The 16,180-nt window shown below is 74.1% G+C and carries 9 protein-coding genes and 3 pseudogenes; 6 read left to right on the top strand and 6 right to left on the bottom strand.

The window, feature by feature from the left end; all coding sequences use genetic code 11:
* Positions 1–88: 88 nt before the first annotated feature.
* The 3 genes and pseudogenes from HDA43_RS14215 to ccsA all read right to left on the bottom strand — a co-directional run bounded on the left by HDA43_RS14215 (position 89) and on the right by ccsA (position 3,565).
* The gene (locus HDA43_RS14215; protein ID WP_179820772.1) at positions 89–2,326 is read right to left on the bottom strand and encodes a heme lyase CcmF/NrfE family subunit; all 2,238 of its coding nucleotides are present in this window, start codon (positions 2,324–2,326) and stop codon (positions 89–91) included.
* Positions 2,323–2,784, bottom strand: coding sequence for a cytochrome c maturation protein CcmE (locus HDA43_RS14210; protein WP_179820770.1), 462 nt, complete (start codon positions 2,782–2,784; stop codon positions 2,323–2,325). Before HDA43_RS14210 ends, HDA43_RS14215 begins: the two co-directional genes overlap by 4 nt.
* 85 nt (positions 2,785–2,869) lie before the next feature.
* Positions 2,870–3,565 (bottom strand): annotated as a pseudogene (ccsA, locus tag HDA43_RS14205) (cytochrome c biogenesis protein CcsA).
* Between the two features lie 127 nt (positions 3,566–3,692).
* On the opposite strand from ccsA, the pseudogene HDA43_RS14195 reads away from it, so the two are divergent.
* The 4 genes and pseudogenes from HDA43_RS14195 to HDA43_RS14185 form a co-directional block, all read left to right on the top strand.
* A pseudogene (locus HDA43_RS14195) lies at positions 3,693–4,028 on the top strand (formate dehydrogenase); the annotation flags it as partial.
* Between the two features lie 2 nt (positions 4,029–4,030).
* Positions 4,031–4,127: pseudogene (locus tag HDA43_RS35015) on the top strand (4Fe-4S dicluster domain-containing protein); the annotation flags it as partial.
* Positions 4,128–4,532: 405 nt separating this feature from the next.
* Positions 4,533–5,771, top strand: coding sequence for an FxsB family cyclophane-forming radical SAM/SPASM peptide maturase (locus HDA43_RS14190; protein ID WP_312873245.1), 1,239 nt, complete (start codon positions 4,533–4,535; stop codon positions 5,769–5,771).
* On the top strand, positions 5,768–7,126 hold the full coding sequence (locus HDA43_RS14185; protein WP_179820761.1) for an HEXXH motif domain-containing protein: 1,359 nt from the start codon (positions 5,768–5,770) through the stop codon (positions 7,124–7,126). Before HDA43_RS14190 ends, HDA43_RS14185 begins: the two co-directional genes overlap by 4 nt.
* A 137-nt stretch (positions 7,127–7,263) precedes the next feature.
* Here HDA43_RS14185 and fxsT read toward each other — a convergent pair whose 3' ends face one another.
* A complete protein-coding gene (fxsT, locus tag HDA43_RS14180) occupies positions 7,264–9,810 on the bottom strand; it encodes an FxSxx-COOH system tetratricopeptide repeat protein (protein ID WP_179820759.1) in 2,547 nt (848 codons plus the stop codon).
* A 237-nt stretch (positions 9,811–10,047) separates the two neighbouring features.
* On the opposite strand from fxsT, the gene fxsA reads away from it, so the two are divergent.
* Positions 10,048–10,218, top strand: a complete 171-nt coding sequence (gene fxsA / locus HDA43_RS14175; protein WP_179820756.1) for an FxSxx-COOH cyclophane-containing RiPP peptide — start codon at positions 10,048–10,050, stop codon at positions 10,216–10,218.
* 277 nt (positions 10,219–10,495) lie between these two features.
* Entirely contained in the window at positions 10,496–12,547 is a 2,052-nt protein-coding gene (locus HDA43_RS36395) for an nSTAND1 domain-containing NTPase (protein ID WP_179820754.1), read from the top strand.
* 37 nt (positions 12,548–12,584) lie between these two features.
* On the opposite strand, the gene HDA43_RS14165 is transcribed toward HDA43_RS36395, so the two are convergent.
* Together HDA43_RS14165 and HDA43_RS14160 are read right to left on the bottom strand one after the other, a co-directional pair.
* The gene (locus tag HDA43_RS14165; protein ID WP_179820752.1) at positions 12,585–13,175 is read right to left on the bottom strand and encodes a hypothetical protein; all 591 of its coding nucleotides are present in this window, start codon (positions 13,173–13,175) and stop codon (positions 12,585–12,587) included.
* Positions 13,168–15,519: an AfsR/SARP family transcriptional regulator gene (locus HDA43_RS14160; protein ID WP_179820749.1), complete on the bottom strand. Its 2,352-nt coding sequence runs from the start codon at positions 15,517–15,519 to the stop codon at positions 13,168–13,170. The genes HDA43_RS14165 and HDA43_RS14160 overlap by 8 nt, the downstream gene beginning before the upstream one ends.
* Between the last annotated feature and the right edge of the window lie 661 nt (positions 15,520–16,180).

Below are 16,180 nucleotides of genomic sequence, written 5' to 3'. Positions count from 1 at the left end.
GCGAGACTTCCCGGGCCTGCCGGATCAGCCGGGTTCGCCGGGCCCATCGGGTCTGTGGGGTCCACCGGCCCTGTCGGGTCCGTCGGATTCACCGGGCCGGCCCTCCCACGGCCTCGCGGCTGTCCACGCCGGGTCCGCCCGGGTCCTCCCGCACCGCCACGGAGGGTGCCTCGGTCCCGCCGATCCGCGCGGACGGCATCCGCCGCGCCTGCCGCGGGCGCCGCGCCCACCGAGGATGCCGTGAACGCCGCAGACGCCGCGCCCCGGGGCGGGGCAGGGCCGCCAGGGCGCCGAGCACCATCACGGCTCCGGATGTCCACAGCAGGGCCATCAGCGGGTTGACGGCCGCGCGCAGCACCGCCGTACCGTCCGCCGGATCCACCTCCGAGACGGTGATGTAGAGGTCGGCCAGCGGCCCGGTGCGCACGGCGGGGGCGCCGACCGGGGGTGCGCCGCTCGCCGGGTAGAAGGTGATCGACGGGCGCAGGGTCCCGGCCGGGCGGCCGTCCTCGAAGACGCTCACCCGCGCGGCGACGGACATGGCGTCGGCGTCGCGCCGCCGTTCCACGCCGTCGAGCCGCAGGACGTACCCGCCGGCCCGCAGGGTGTCCCCCGGTTCCAGGCGTCCCCACGCGTCGTGGGTGTACGCCGTGGAGCCGGCGATCGCCACGGCGGCCAGCGCGACCCCCGCGTGGACGATGGAGCCGCCCAGTCGCCGCCGGACGGACGCGCGGACCGGCGCGGCAGGGCCGTGCCGCCCGGCGACCTCGCGGACGCGGAGCGCGGTGGCCGCGAGGACGAACGCCCCGAGCCCGAAGGCGACCAGCGGCAGGGGCCCGTGACCGCCGCCGTGACCGCCGAAACCACCGGAGCCGCTGAATCCACCGGGTCCGGCGAAGCCGCCGAAGCCGCTGAACCCGCCGAAGCCGAGGGCCGCGACGGTCGTCGCGCCCGCCGCGACCGGCCAGGCCAGCCGTCGCAGCGGCGGCCGCGCCCGGTTCGGGGGGACGAGCGGGGCCACCGCCATGAGCACGAGCAGCGCCAGGGCGAGCGGGACGGTCACCCGGTTGAAGTACGGCGGGCCGACGGCGACGTCCGCCCCGACGAGGACCTTCACGACCAGCGGGTACAGGGTGCCGAGGAGCACGGTGAACGCCAGGGTGGCCAGCAGCGCGACACCGGCCCCGACCAACGTTCCGCGACCGTCACCGCAGGCGTTCCCGACCGGCGTCCCATGGCCGTCACCGTGTGCACCCCCGGCCAACGCCCCTCGGCCGTCACCGGAGGCGTCCCCGACCGGCGTCCCATGGCCGTCACCGCCGGGGACCTCCCCGGCCCGGCGGAGCCGCCCGGCCCGCCACACCAGCAGGCCGCAGGTCGCGATGAGGGTCGCGGTGAGGATGCCCAGCAGCGGCGGGCCCACGGCGGACCGGGTGAAGGAGTGGACGCTGGCGACCGCCCCGCCGCGGGTGAGGAACGTCCCCAGCAGTGCCAGCGGGAACCCCGCCGTCGCGAGCGCCGCGGACCACGGCCCCAGCGAGCCGTGGCGGTCCCGTACGGCCAGTGAGTGCAGGGACGCCGTCGCGGTGAACCACGGGACGATCGAGGCGTTCTCCACCGGGTCCCACTCCCAGTAGCCGCCCCAGCCGAGCACGCCGTAGGACCACCAGGCGCCCAGCACGATGCCGGCGGTCAGCGCGGCCCAGGCGGCGAGCGTCCACCGCCGCATCGCCCGCACCACCGGACGCCCGGCGCGCCCCGCGACCAGGCTCGCGACCCCGAGGGCGAACGGCACGGCCAGGGCGAGGTAGCCGAGGTACAGCAGCGGCGGATGGATCCCCATGAGGGGGTGGCCGCGCAGCAGGGGATTGGGCCCGGGGCCGTCCGCGGGGGGCGCGGCGACCTCCCGGAAGGGGTTCGCGGCCAGCGGGACGAGGGCGAGGAAGCACGCGCACAGCGTCATGAGCACGGCCATCGCGATCCGCCGGTGCGGTCCCTCGTCCCGGCCGAGCCCGGCGACGAGGGCGCACCCGGTGAGCGCGAGCGCCCACAGCGCCAGCGAGCCCTCGACGGCCGACCAGAGGCTGGTGAAGGTGTAGTAGGACGGGACGCCCCGCCCGCCGTTGCGGGCCACGAATCCGACCTGGAAGTCACGGGTGAGCAGGGCCCATTCCAGGACGGCGAACGCCGCCGCCGCGCAGCCGGACGCCGCCGCCGTGGCGGCCACCGCCGTACGGCGCCCGGCGAGACCGGCCCAGGCGAGGGCGGCGACCACCGAACCCGCCGCGCCGGCCCAGAGCGCGAGCGTTCCCAGCAGGCACTTCACCGGGCCGGCTCCGCGGCGCGGTACTCGTCGGAGTGTTTGACCATCAGGCGGTCCGAGCGGAACACGCCGCCGGGACCGAGCACGCCCTCGGCCACGGCTCCCTGCCCCTCGCGGAACACCGGCGGCACCTCGCCCCGGTGCAGCACCTCCACGGCGCCGACGCCGTCGCTCAGCCGGAAGCGGAGGGCGTCCCCCTCGGCCCGCACCGAGTGCGGCAGCACCAGCCCGCCGACCCGCAGCCGGCCGGTCTGCCCGGCGTCGTGCCCGGCGAGTTCGGTGGGCGTGCGGTAGTACACCATCCCGTCCCCGATCCCGGAGAACGCCAGGGCACCGAGGGTGAGCGCGGCGACGCCGACGAGCAGCAGCGGCAGGCGGCGCCGTACCCGGTCCGGGAGCGGGCGGCGCCGCGTCCACGGAGCGGACGGCGGGCGCCGGAGCCACCGGCGGGGCGGGATCACGACGGCCGCCGACCCGATCGGAGCAGGTACGCCGCCCAGGTGGCGGCGGTGAGCAGGTAGCCGGCCCACACCCATCCCCAGCCGGTCACGCGGCCCTCCCCAGCGCGGCGCGGCTGACGTGTTCCGCCGGGGCCGCCGCGGCGTCCAGCGCGCGGACCCGCCGGGCGACCACCAGGCATCCGAGCAGGGTGAACGCCAGGACCCCGGCGGCCAGGGCGGCCAGCATCGGCGGGTCCACCGGCACGTCCCCGGGCGGGCGCAGCACCGAGGGAGGCTGGTGCAGCGTCCGCCACCACAGGACGGAGAAGTGCGTGACGGGCACCATCGCGAAGCCCGCCACCCCCGCGACGGCCGCGCCCCGGGCCCCGCGGGCGGCGTCGCCGTGCCACCGCCGCACCGCCAGGCAGGTGAGGAAGGCCAGCAGCATGGCGAGCGTGGCGACCAGGCGCGGGTCCCACGTCCACCAGACGCCCCACACCGGCCGCCCCCAGATCATGCCCAGCGCCACGGCGAGGGCCGTCATCCCCGCGCCGAGCTCCGCGGCGGCCCGGCCCACCCGGTCTCACACCGTGCCGCGGCGGGCCAGGACGGCCAGGCCCGAGACCGCCGTGACGGTGAACGCGGCGTAGGCGGTCCAGGCCGCCGGGACGTGCACGTACATGAGACGCTGCGCCTCGCCCTGCACCGCGTCGGCGGGCGCGAGGACGAGACCGGTCACCAGGGCGGCGGAGGCCGCCAGGGCGGCGACCGCGGAGTGGTGGCACGTGTCGCGGTGAGGCAATGTTCCGCTCCAGCCGGGTGCGCTCGGTGAGGCCGTGAAGGCGGCCTTCGTCTGCCGCCCCCACTCCAGTCCGGCGGCTCCGGCGTCACAATCCGCCACACCCCGGGGCGGGAGACCTTTGTCAGTTGTTTTCCGTCGCCACTACGCCCGCTACACCCCGGAGATGGTCGAGCGGATCTGCGGCATCCCGCGGGAGCTGTTCGCCGAGGTCTGCCGGCACCCGGTGGAGAACTCCGGCCCGGAGCGGACCGCCGAGTTCGTCTACGCGGTGGGCTGGATCCAGCACAGCGACGGCTCGCAGTTCATCCGCGCCGCCTGCGTCCTGCAACTGCTGCTGGGCAACATGGGCCGTCCCGGCGGCGGCATCCAGGCACTGCGCGGGCACGCCAGCATCCAGGGCTCCAGCGACATCCCCACGCTGTTCAACCTGCTGTCCGGCGACATCCCCATGCCGCACGCCCACAGGAACCCGCCTGCGCCAAGAGCCGCCCGACCGACTCCATCCAGTTCGGCGAGCTGGACGAGTTGCGCGACCGGGCGGCCCGGCGTCTGGACCAGCTCCGGCTGGGGATGCTCGCCGCGCCGGTCGGCGAGGCGGGACCGGCCCGCCGCGCGGCCCTGCCGGGCGTGGTGAGCGGCCTCCTGCTCCCGGGGCCGTCGCGCGGGGCGCCGCCGTGATCTCCGCGGCCCCGGAACCCGGGCGGCCTCGTCACGAAACGCCGCCGGTATTTCGGCTGCCAAATGCCGGAAAAGCGGTCATTCCGATTCTCCTTTCCCATGGTTTCCGTGGTCCGCGGGAAGCGCGGCGGGAAAGAGGTAACCTTTACGGAAAGGGAAGACCGTCGGGTTTTGATGAATTTTCGCGTATTGTGTCTGACTCTGAGTTTTGCGATCCTCGAAACAGAACGGACAGGACGGCGGCGAACCCGGCCGCTCGGACGGAGCACGGACGAGAGGCGGATCGCGCGTGGCCATACGTGCCCAGCGGCCCTTCCTCGCGGAGGGCGGGAAGGAATGGCCCGCGACACTGGACGTTCCGGCCCTGACCGCGGCGGGCTGGCGTCCCACCCCCTTCCGGGAGTTCATCGTCAAAGTCCACAGCCGGTGCGACCTCGCGTGCGATTACTGCTACGTCTACGAAATGGCGGACCAGACGTGGCGTTCCCGCCCCGTCCGGATGTCCCCGCGGATCGCCGACCGGGTCGCCGCCCGCGTCGCCGAGCACGTACGGTCCCACGGTCTGACCGCGGTCCGTGTCGTGCTGCACGGCGGTGAGCCCCTGCTCGCCGGGCCCGCGACGATCCGCCGCCTGGTGGACGCCCTGCGCGCAGAGGTCGGCCCGACCGCGCGGACGGACGTGGTCGTCCAGACCAACGCGGTCCGCCTCACCGAGGACTACCTCCGCCTGTTCGACGAGCTCGGCGTCCGGGTGGGGGTCAGCCTGGACGGCACGGCAGAGGCGCACGACCGGCACCGCCGCCGCGCGGACGGCGGCGGCAGCCACGCGTCCGTGCGGGCCGCCCTCGAACGGCTGACGAGCCCCCGTCACCGGCACCTGTTCGTCGGCCTGCTGTGCGCCGTCGACCTGCGCAACGACCCACTGGACACCTACGAGGCGCTGACGGAGTTCCGGCCGCCGGTCGTCGACCTATTACTTCCCCACGGAAACTGGGACGCCCCGCCGCCCGGCCGCGGCCCGGACCGCTCCGCCACACCGTACGGGGACTGGCTCGTCGCGGTCTTCGACCGGTGGTACCGGGAGCCCCGGCAGAGGACGCGGGTGCGCCTGTTCGGTGAGATCCTCCACCTCCTCTTCGGCGGGGCCTCCACCAGCGAGGCGATCGGGCTCTCACCGGTGGGCGTGCTGGTCGTCGAGACCGACGGAAGCATCGAGCAGTCCGACGTGCTGAAGTCCGCCTACCACGGAGCTCCGCACACCGGCCTGCACGTGGACCGCGACCCCTTCGACGCGGTGCTGTCGCTGCCGGCGGTGGTGGCCAGGCAACTCGGGGCCGGGGCACTGTCGGCGACGTGCCGGGCATGCCCGGTGCACCGGGTGTGCGGGGCGGGGCTGTACGCGCACCGCTACCGCTCGGGCACCGGTTTCGCCAATCCGTCGGTCTACTGTCCGGACCTGTTCCGCCTGGTCACCCATGTGAAGCGGACCGTTGAGGCGGACCTGGCCGTACGGCTGGGCCGCCCATGAACCTCGGCGCGCACCGCCTGAGCGAGGCCGTCTTCCGGGCTCTCGCGGCGGGAGGCGGCGGTGCCGCGGTCCGTGACCTGGCCGCAGCCCAGCACAGCAGGCACATCCTGCTGATCCGCGGGGTCGTGGACGCCGCGGCCGGGACCCGCCATCCCCAGGCCGCCCGAACCCGCCGGGCCTACGACCTGCTCGCGGACGTGCAGGCCCACGCGCCTGCGGAGGCCGAAGCGGTGATCCGGCATCCGGGCACGGGCGCGTGGGCCCGCCGTACGCTGCGCGCCCTGCACGGTGGGGCGGCGGCTCCGGACGGCGGGCCCACGCGGCCGGGCCCGGCCGTTCCGGCTGTCCCCGCGGACCTCGCGGCCGTCGCCGCCGCGACGGCGATCAGGGCGGGTGTCGCGGCCGTCGTCGAGGTGCCCGTCCATGAGGGGGTCGTCGCGCTGCCCACTCTCGGCCGCGCCGTCCTGGCCTCCGGCGGGGGCGGTGACCGCGCGGTCGTGCGGGTCGCGCCGCGCGGCGGGGCGGAGATCGTGGCCGGTGACGACCGCGTCCGGGTGCCGCCGGACCACCGGGCCGAGGCCCCGGGCTGGCACGGCGTGCGCAGGCTGTCGGCCGAGGCGGGAGGAAGCGGGATCGAGCTGCTCCTCGACGACGTGGACGCGCACTGCCTGCCCGCGGCGACGACCGCGGCCGGCCGACTGACGGCAGCCGAGGCCGCGAGGTGGCAGGTACTCCTCGACGGAGCGTGGCAGCTGCTCGTCAAGCACCACTGGACCGTCGCCGCGGAGATCGGCGAGATCGTCAGGGTGCTGGCACCGCTGGCTCCGCCGACGGCCGGGCAGGTGAGCGTGTCGTCCCGGGAGACGTTCGGTTGCGTGGCGCTCTCCGCTCCGGAGGACGACCGGGTGCTGGCCGTGACGCTGGCCCACGAGGTGCAGCACGCCAAGCTCACGGCGTTGCTCGACCTGGTCCCGCTGACCCTGCCGGACACCGGGGCGCGGTACTACGCGCCGTGGCGCGACGACCCCCGGCCGGTGAGCGGTCTGCTGCAGGGGGTCTACGCACACCTGGGGGTGGCCGGGTTCTGGCGCAGGCAGCGCCTTCACGAACACGGGAACGCGGCGATCAGGGCGAACGCCGAGTTCGTCCGCTGGCGGGACGCCGCGGCCGAGGTCGTGCGGACGCTCACGGCGAGCGGGGCGCTGACCCCCGAGGGGACGGCGTTCGTCTCCTCGATGAACCGGACGCTGGCCGGCTGGCGTGGGGAGCCGGTGCCGGACCCGGCGCTCGGGCTCGCCCGCCGCGCCGCCGAGCGGCACCGACGGCACTGGCGCCTGCGCAACGGCTCGCCCTGACCGGCCCGGCACGAACCGCCCGCACGGCGCGCCCCGGTCGTCCGCACGGTTGTCCGCCCGCGCGGCCACCACCCGGCACACACGACCGGCCCGGCCCGCCCGTCAGGGCGGACCGGGCCGGATCCGGCGGGTCCGGATCAGATCGGCGGGGGGTCGAAGTCGAGGTCGAGGTGCCTGCCTTCCAGGGCGACCCTGGTGTCCGGATGGTCGGGTCCGAGGGTCCGGGCGTAGGCGTCCAGGGTCTCCTCCGAGAGGCTCTTCGCCTCCCCCTCGGCGCCCGCCCGGTACAGGTCGGCGACGAGGTTCGCCGCGCCGGCCAGTGCGACGGGGTGCTCGCGGCCGAGGATGGTCCGCAGCCGCTCCAGGGTGTCGCGCCGCAGCGGGATGGCCTCGTCCAGCTCCCCCAGCATGACCAGGTCGGTGGCGAGGTTGGTCGCGACGGTGAGGCTGTAGTGATGGTCACGCGAGAGCCGGGCGTCCAGGGCGGCGAGTGAGGCCCGGTCGAGGTCGCGGGCGCCGATCACGTCGCCCCGCACCCGGCGCAGTACGGCCAGGTTGCCGGCGCAGCCGTGGTGGTAGGGATGGTCCGCGCCGTAGACGGCGGGGTAGCGGTCGAGGGTGTCCTCGGCGAGGTGGAAGGCGTCGTCGATGTCGCCGTTGCTGCGCAGCGCGTTGGCCAGGCTCATCGCGGCGGCGAGGGTGTCCGGGTGGTCCTTGCCGAAGATCCGCTCGTAGCGGGAGAGAATGTCCCGGGCCAGCTCGATGGCCTCCGGGATCCGGCCGGTCCGCCGCAGCGCGATGGACAGGTCCTTGGCGGTGCGGAGTGTCCAGGGATGCTCGGCACCGAGCTCCTGCACACCGTAGGCGTGGGCGTCCTCACCGAGGTCGCGGGCCTCGGGGTAGTCGCCGCACAGCCGCACCACCCGGGACAGGCCGTTCCAGGAGGAGAGCACGTCGGTCCTGCTGACGCCGTTGACGCCGACGTTCTGCTGCTGGAGGAGGTAAGTGTCCTCGTGCAGCTCGCGGGCCCGCTGGTACCGGCTGATCAGGCCGTGGTCGACCGCGAGGTTGTTCATCATGTTGAGCGTCCAGGGGTGGACCGGGCCGAGCACCGCCTCGTGCCGCCGCCGGGCCTCCTCGTCGACCTCCAGGGCCGCGGCGAAGTCGCCGCGGGCGCGCAGGTCGGCGGCGTGGATGTTGGTGACCACCAGCGTCTGCGGGTGGTCCGGGCCCAGGACCCGCGTCATCTGCTCCAGCGTCCTGCTGTTGAGGTCGTACGCCTCGCGGTACTCGCCCAGCTCGCGCAGGACGTCGCCCAGGTGCCGCTGCGCGGACAGCACGTCGGGGTGGTCGGAACCCGAATCGGCCCGCCAGCGCTGCAGGAACTGCTGCGCGAAGGCACGCGCCGACTGGTAGCCGCCGGAGACGAACAGGTAGCGGAGGAGGTCGAGTGCCATCCGCCGGACGGTCGGGTTCCTGCTCTCCGGCACCAGCGCGGGCGTCACGTGGGCGAGGAGGTCGGCGTATCGCGGCCAGTTGGCCGTGTCGTCGGGGTCGAGCGGGGCACCGGCGGCGAGCAGGAGGTGGACCTCGCCGCGGTAGCGGGCCTGCTCCCGGGCGGTCAGCTCGTCGCGGATCAGCGCCTGGATCAGCCGGTGCACCTGGATGGTCCGGCTGGGGGAGTCGATGCGGGCCAGGGCGAACCGGCCGAGTTCCCGGATGGCCCTGCTGAGCAGGATGGGGTTGCCGAGGATGCGGCGCAGTGCGCCGGCGGCCTGCGGGTCGTCCACGTCGGCCGTGTCGCCGGACAGCGGCCGGAACACGTCGCGGGGGATGGGCTCGGCGCCGAAGAACGCGCAGCAGCGCAGCAGCTCGACCGCCTCGGGGAGCTGCTCTTTCAGCCGCTCCACCGACAGCGACCACGCCGCGGTCATCGACAGGGGGTACTCCGAGGGCTTGCTCTCGGCCAGTAGCTGGCTGGTCTTCTCGGTGAGCAGCCGGAGGTACTCGTCGACGGACATCCCCGTCTCGGCCTGCAGGGCGCCGGCCTGCTCCAACGCCAGAGGCAGGTCGCCCAGCTCGTCGGCCAGGCGGCCCGCGTCGACGGTGCTGATGGCCTTGGGCACGCGGCGGCTGAGGAACTCCACGCTCTCCGCCCGATCGAAGACGTCGACGGCGAGCGTGTCGACGACCCCTTCCCACCGGTGGTTGCGCGAGGTGATCAGCACGTGCCCGGGGCCTCGGGGGATGATCTCGTTGATGTCCTCGGGCTGGTCGGCGTTGTCGAAGATGAGCAGCCACCGGGAGTAGGGCTCGCCCCGGCGCAGCGCGTCGAGGACGGCGGCGGCGGCGTCCTCGATACCGGTCACCGCCGCCGAGGGCAGCTTGAGGTGGGGCGCCAGGGCGGCGAGCGACGAGCGCACGAGGAGGGGCTGGTCGGCGGAGATCCACCAGACGAGCTCGTAGTCGCCCTGGTAGCGGTAGGCGTACTCGACGGCGAGCTGGGTCTTCCCGACGCCGCCGATGCCGTGCAGCGCGTGAGGCAGAACGGCGGTGACGTCCATCGTGATGCCTTCGCGCAGACGGGAGAGAAGGTCTTCCCTTCCCGTGAAGTTCATGTTGCGCTGGGGTACTTTGCCCCAAACGTGTGGAATACGCCCGTGTTCAGCCTTCACAATGACCATCCTAAGCGCGCCACCCCCCGATCGTCGAAGAGGCGGACGTTTCATCGGTGTCTGCTGTGGGGGAATATCGAGGATGCCGTTCCTGTTGTCCGGAATGACATGATTAATCGTTATAAGTGAATTTATCCGTGACATTCGGTTGAATTCGGACATGCACAAACGGGCGCGTGACCATGGTCGGACGGCGTGCGAAGATAGAGGGGCGGAGCACCGGGAACGAAGGTGACGGGAGCGCCTATGTGGGATGACGCCGCCACGCGGGACAGTGGCCTCATCGACGTCTCAGGGCTTTCCCTGAGAGATCTCGACAGGCTCGACGAGACCGCCTTGGCGCACGCGCTTCGCAGGCTCATGGAGATCGAGGAACGGGACGCCGATCCGGTCGCGGGTCATCAGTCGTCCGTGTGACGCCCCGCGCGCCGCGGACGAGATCCCGTCGATGACAAGTGGGTGATGAGGGTGCGGTCGATGCCCGTTCCGCGGTCGGCCGAGTCGGCGTGCCGTCGTCCGTCCGCGAAACGGCGGAATCCGCGCCCCCGATGGGCGTGCGCGGATGAGGCGGCAGCAAGGATGCGTAAAACTCGTGCACACATTCCATTTGGTCACTCAGGCCACCGCCCCACTATTTCGGCAGTGACGCAGGATTCGGTCGACGAGTGGTTGTATTGCACCGGATGGGATCGATGTGACCGTTGAGACTCTGATCAATACCGTGGACCACGGTCCCTACATCGGCCTGCGCGCGTTCCGCACCGAGGAGAGCCGCCTGTTCTTCGGGCGGGAACGGGAGTCCCGGCAGGTCGCCAGACTCTGGAAGGCCGACCGGCTGACCGTTCTCACGGGGGGGCCGGGGGTCGGCAAGACCTCGCTGCTGAACGCCGGCGTCTGTCCGCTGCTGGCGTCGGAGCGACTGCGGATCCTTCCCGTCGGCCGCCTGACGTACGCCTCCTCCTTCCCCGTCGCGGCAATGCCCGAGCACAACCCCTACGTCCTCGCGCTGCTGGCCTCCTGGTCCCCCCACGAGTCACCGGCCCGGCTGGCCGCGATGACGATCTCCGGGCACCTGCGCAGATACGAGGCGATCGCCGGCCGCTCCGCCGCCTCCGGCCCGCTGATGGCCGCCATCGACCAGATGGAGGAGCTGTTCGACGACCGCGAGGACCGCCGACGGCACGTCGGCGCGTTCGTCGACGAACTCGCCGCCGCCCTGGACGACCATCCGGGACTGCACCTGCTGCTCGCGGGCCGAGAGGAGTTCACCGATCTCTTCGAGCCCTACCGTGCCCGGTTCGGGACGGCCGCGGGCTCGAAGGTCGTCCTGGCGCCCTTGGATCGCGACGCGGCGACGCGGGCGGTCCGCGGCCCCTCGGAGACCCGGGGCCGTCCCTTCGCGCCCGGCGCGGCGGAGGAACTGGTCGACGACCTCCGCTCGGTGACGCTCCTCGACGACATGGGAAGACCGGTCGCCTCTCCGACCGACACGGTGCACCCGGCGCTGGTCCAGACGGCGTGTTCCTCGCTGTGGGAGACGTTCTCCGGCGCCGACGTCGTCACCGGACCACACCTGCGCCGGGAGGGCGGCGCCGAGCGGTTCCTCGGCGACACCTGGCGGCGCGTCGTCTCCGGGATCGCCACCGACCATGACCTGTACCCCGAACGGCTGCTCAACTGGCTGGGACGGACACTCACCGCAGGCTTCCCCGGACGCGCGCGGGTCGGCGAACGGGAGGCGGAGGCAGCCGGCGTGCCCGGTTCCGTGCTGCGGGCACTGGCCGCCCTCCACCTCCTCCGGTCCGAGGGAGGGGCGTCCGGCTCGCGGGAGTACGCGCTGTACGACGACCGTCTCGCCGCGGTCGTCCGCGGGCTCGTCGTCGGCGGCCCGGTTCCGGCGGTTCCTCCGGCGCCGACGTCCTCCGCGGCGCTGCTGCACGCCGCGGTCCAAGCCCTCGCCGAGGGGGAGGCCGCGCTCGCGCGCGGGCACGTCCGGAGGATCCTGGAAGCCGGTGACGACGATCTGCGCCCGCGCGCCGAGGCGTGGTCCCTGCTCGGCAACATCGCCTGCGAGGAGGGCGACCTGGAGGAGGCCGTCCGGTCCTACGACACGGCCACGACCATGTTCGAGGCCCTGGGAGACACCTCCGCGGTGGGGCGGCTGCTGGCGGCGGCCGGTCGGCTACACCTACGGCAGGGGGACGGGGCGCTCGCCCTCACCCTGCTGCGTGCGGCCGTCGAGCGGGTGCCCAACGACCTGACGGTGCAGACCCAGCTCGGGTGGGCGCTCGGGGAGCTGGGTCGCCCACGGGCGGCCGTGGCGGTGCTCAACGGGGTGCTGGCCGTCGACGGGAACACGCCGGACGCCCTGCGCGTGCGCGGGGAGATCCTCGCCGACCTCGGCGAGGCCGAGGAGGCGCTACGCGATCTGGACCGGGTGCCGCACCGCGCGGAGCCCGTCACCCGGGCGGCCCGCGCCTTCGCGCTGGCCACGCTGCACGACTTCGGGGCCGCCGACGGCGAGTTGGCCGCCGTGCTCGCCGACGCGCCGCACGAGGGTTCCGTACTGCTGTACGGCGCGCGGGCACGGGCGGCGGAGGGAGACCGGGTCGGCGCCGCCGACCTCGCGGGCCGGGCGCTGACGGCCGCTGGTGCGCCGCTGCCACCCCACCGGCGCGAGGTCGCCCTGGGACTGCTGGCGGCCTCGGAGCCGGGTGAGCCGTACCATGACGATCCGGGGCGGTGACGACGCGGAGTCGCACGGCGATCACTCCGTGCCGCCCTCACTCCGTGCGGCGCGTCACCTCCCCGTCCCGGCGGCGTCCCGTGCCGGGGTCCGGCGTGCTCCCCGCCTCCGGGCCGCCGGTCACCTCGCGCCTGGCGGCGAGCTGGAAGGCGGCGAGACGGGCGTCGAGGTCGCGCAGGTCCGGGGCACTCCTCATCTGGCCGCCCAGGCAGACGCCGTCCTGGAAGGCCAGGTCGATGGACTTCACCGCGGCGGCGGCGCTCCGGCCGGCCGACTCGGCCAGGGCCAGCGCGGCGGACGCCACCTCCTCGGGAGCCGTCAGAGACACCTGCGCGGCGTGCAGACCCGTGGCCGTCGCGTGCTCCTGGACGGCGCCGAGCCTGACGTCCATGTCCCGCCAGTGACGCTGGGCCGCGATCTCGATCGTCATCCTGAGCTGAGCGGCCGACTCGGACAGGTTCGCGCACGCCTGCCGGAGCTCGTCACGCCGCCGGTCGCGCCGGTCGCGCTCCGCCTGGCGTCTCTCGCGCCGGGCGGTGGTCCCCTGGGTCAGCGCCACTCCTCCCAGAGCCCCCAGAAGCGTGCCTACCGTCGATATCACCGTCGTGACGACAGATGGGTCAGGCATAGGTAGATCGTGCCATCGGCGGGTCATTCTCCGCAGGCTCCGGCGAGCGAACCGTCCCGCCACGGGCCGGTACCAGGGCCTCATCCCCTTCCAGGCGGTGCTCGCGTCCCAGTCGCGCTTCGGCCAGCCCGCGCAGCGCCACGGTCTCGCCGAGCCGGTCCCCGGACCGGCGGCAGGCCGCCAGGGCGGCCCGGAGGGCTCGCTCCACACCGGTCCAGGAGGACCGCAGCGCCGCGTCGTTCAGCATCGCGGCGGTCAGCTCCCAGCACAGCTCGTCCAGGCCGAGGGCCGACGCCTGCAGCACGGCGGCGACCAGGGAGGCCCGCTCGCTCTCGAACCAGGCGATGGGGTCGGCGAGCAGCGTCTCGCGGACCCGCGCCGGAGGCGGCCAGCGCGGCGCCCTGCCCCGCACCGGGGTGTACCGGGCCGACGGCAGGCGCTCGTCGGCCTCCTGCGCCAGGGTGAGGAAGGCCGCGAGGGTGCGGGTGATCACCACGTCGACGACGGTGCCGCTCTCCTCCTGCGCGGCCTGCTCGCGGGCGTAGCGGCGGACGAGCTCGTGGAACCGGTAGCGGGTCTGGCCGGCGGCGTCCGGCTCGGTGATCTCCAGCATGCGCGCGTCGGCGAGGGAGTCGGCGAGCTCCTCCGCCGCCTCCTGGGATGTTTCCAGCACCATCGCGATGGTCCACGTGGCGAAGGAGGGGAGGTCCAGGACGCCGAGGAGGCGGACGGCCCGCCGCGCCGCCTCGTCCAGCCGGTGGTAGTCGGCGGCGATGCCTCCCCTGACGTCCGGGTCACCGAGGGCGAGCTCGTCGAGGCCGTCGCGGTCCAGCCGCTCGGCGAACCGCGCGAGCGTCCAGTGCGTACGGCCGGCGAGCCGCGTCCCGGCGGCGCGCAGCGCCAGCGGCAGACACCCGCACAGCCGGGTGACCTCGGCGGCGGCCCCGGGCTCCGCGGCGACGCGCTCGCGGCCGAGGACGTTCGCCAGCATGTCCGCGGCCTCCCCCGGCTCCAGCGGCTCCAGCTCGACGCGGGCGGCGCCCGGCCAGCCCGGCAGCCGGGAGCGGCTGGTCACGATGACCGAGCAGGTGGGCGAGCCGGGTAACAGCGGCCTGGCCTGCGCGTGGTCGGCGACGTCGTCGAGCACCACGAGCATCCGGCGGCCGGCGAGCCGGCTGCGGTACAGGTCGATCCGTTCCTCCAGGTCCTGGGGGACGGCGGAGGCGTGGACGCCGAGGGCGCGCAGGAACCGGGCCAGCACCCGCGACGGGTCCGCGGGGCACGCGCTGGAGCCGTGCATGTCGGCGTAGAGCTGGCCGTCCGGGAACGCCTCGCCCAGCCGGTGGGCCACGTGCAGGGCCGTGGCGGTCTTGCCGACGCCGCCCTGCCCGGTGACGAGCCCCACGGCGACGGACCCGGTGCCGCGGGCGGTCAGCGCGCCGCGGAGCCGGCCGACCGTCTTCTCCCGCCCGGTGAAGTCGGCGACGTCGGGAGGCAGGAGGGACGGGCGGAACGTTCCACCGGAGGGCGCGGACTCGCATGACTCGCAGGAGTCGTAGGACTCGTAGGGCTCGTAGGAGGAGGACGGGCCCGTCTCCTGCCGCAGCACCTGCAGGTGCGCCGCGCGTAGCTGCGGGCCGGGGTCGATGCCGAGCTCGTCCGCCAGCCTCCTGCGGGTCGCCTCGTACTCGGACAGCGCCTCGGCCTGCGCCCCGGCGCCCGCGAGGGCGAGCACGAGCCAGGAGTGCACCGCCTCGTTCAGCGGCTCGGCCGCGGCGACGGCCCGCAACTGCGGGATGACCTCGCAGGTCAGGCCGAGCTGGAGGGCGAGCTTGGCGGCCTCGAGCAGGCCGTCCACGCGTTCCTGGTCGGCCGCGCGGACCCAGGGGTGCCCCCGGACCGCGTGGCCGAGATCGGACAGACAGGGGCCCTGCCAGAGCTGCAGTGCCCGCAGCAGCAGCTCCAGGGTCTCCCTGGGGGAGCCGGCCCGCCCGGCCCGCGCCACCGCCGTCCGGAAGCGGACCAGGTCGGTGTCGCACCGGTCGAGCCGGATCGCGTACGCGGGTCCCAGCCCGGCGAGCCAGGAGACGCCGGACCGGGCCACGTGGGACGGATCGACGCGGCGGCGCAGCCGCCCCACGTAGGTCTGGACGAGGTTGACCACGGAGTCCGGGGCGCCGTCGCTCCACACGGCGTCGATGATCTCCTGGCGGTGGACGGGCGTCCCCGCCTTCAGCAGCAGCAGAGCGAGAACGGTCCGTTGTTTGTCCGAGCTGATCGCGACCTCGGTATTTCCTCGCCATACCCGTAGTGAACCGAGCAGGCTGAACCGTATATCCGCCATTTCTCTCCTGAAAAAGCCCACGGTCAGTGCCGGAAATCTGGAGAATCATATGTTTTGACGGAATGTAAAGCGAGATTGTGATGTGTCCAATCCCGGCCATCACCGCTGTCACTTCCTCCTCTTTCCCGTCGCCGGATGGCCGCTCCACCCCAGGACCGCGCCGTACGGCACCGGCCCCGGCGACGCGGCCGGCACCGTGCTTTCCGCTCCGCCGTACGGCGCGATCCGCCCTGCCGTACGGCCGGCACGGCGCGGGTCCGCTCCGCCGTACGGACGCGTCGTACGGCCGGTCGCGCCGGGTCCACTGGCGGTTCACTGGCGGTTCACTGGCCGCGCCGCCCGCCCGTGCCCGCGCCGGGTTCAGTGCCGCGGCGACGCCGCTCCAGCGGCGGCGGCCATCGTTGACATCGACCTTCGGACCTCGGGAGGAGGTGCACGATGAAGAAGATCAAGATCCGTAAGGCCGGCCCGGTCCGCCTGACCGCCGCCGCCTGCTCGATCTACAAGAACGTGAGCTGACGTCGGCTCCCGGCGGTGCGCCGGGTACGGCACGCCCGCACCCGGCGCTCCGCCCCACGCCGCGGAACCCCACCGCACGGGACCCGCCACCGTGGAATCCCGTCGCGGGACACACCGCCCCGCTGCCCCGCCCACCGCACGA

It is taken from the genome of Streptosporangium sandarakinum (assembly GCF_013409935.1).
Taxonomy (GTDB): domain Bacteria; phylum Actinomycetota; class Actinomycetes; order Streptosporangiales; family Streptosporangiaceae; genus Streptosporangium; species Streptosporangium nondiastaticum.
Note: the sequence above shows the minus strand (reverse complement) of the source record. Positions and strands in the feature narration are given on the sequence as shown.